The following is a 546-nucleotide window of genomic DNA, read 5'->3' on the forward strand; positions in this document are numbered from 1 at the left end:
AAGAACCTGCCTTTGTAGTGTCCACACAGATTGTCTGATGAAAAATAAGCAGTAAAAAATCTCTGCAGGCTTGTAGCTCAGGTGGTTAGAGCGCACCCCTGATAAGGGTGAGGTCGGTGGTTCAAGTCCACTCAGGCCTACCAATTCATTCCTTTGGTAAGTTCTGGCAGGAAATGAATCGGTAATGAGATTTAGCATTTGTGATGGGGTTATAGCTCAGCTGGGAGAGCGCCTGCCTTGCACGCAGGAGGTCTGCGGTTCGATCCCGCATAGCTCCACCATCCTTTTTACTGCGAAAATTAAGAAAACTTCAGAGTGTTCCTGAAAAGGTGCACTGCGAAGTTTTGCTCTTTAAAAATCTGGATCAAGCTGAAAATTGAAACGACACACTGCGTCTGTTCTCCGTAATAAGAACAGAGTGACGGTGTGTTCGAGTCTCTCAAATTTTCGCAACACGATGGTGTTTTACGAAACATCTTCGGGTTGTGAGGTTAAGCGACTAAGCGTACACGGTGGATGCCCTGGCAGTCAGAGGCGATGAAGGGC

Annotated in this window: 2 tRNA genes; both read left to right on the top strand. The window is 47.1% G+C overall.

Features of this window, described 5'->3' with window-relative positions:
- The first annotated feature begins 66 nt into the window (after window positions 1-66).
- A tRNA-Ile gene (locus C3708_RS23500) sits at window positions 67-143 on the top strand.
- Between the two features lie 62 nt (window positions 144-205).
- Window positions 206-281, top strand: a tRNA-Ala gene (locus C3708_RS23505).
- Window positions 282-546: the final 265 nt, after the last annotated feature.

It is taken from the genome of Lelliottia sp. 7254-16, from assembly GCF_002922995.1.
Classification (GTDB): domain Bacteria; phylum Pseudomonadota; class Gammaproteobacteria; order Enterobacterales; family Enterobacteriaceae; genus Enterobacter; species Enterobacter jeotgali.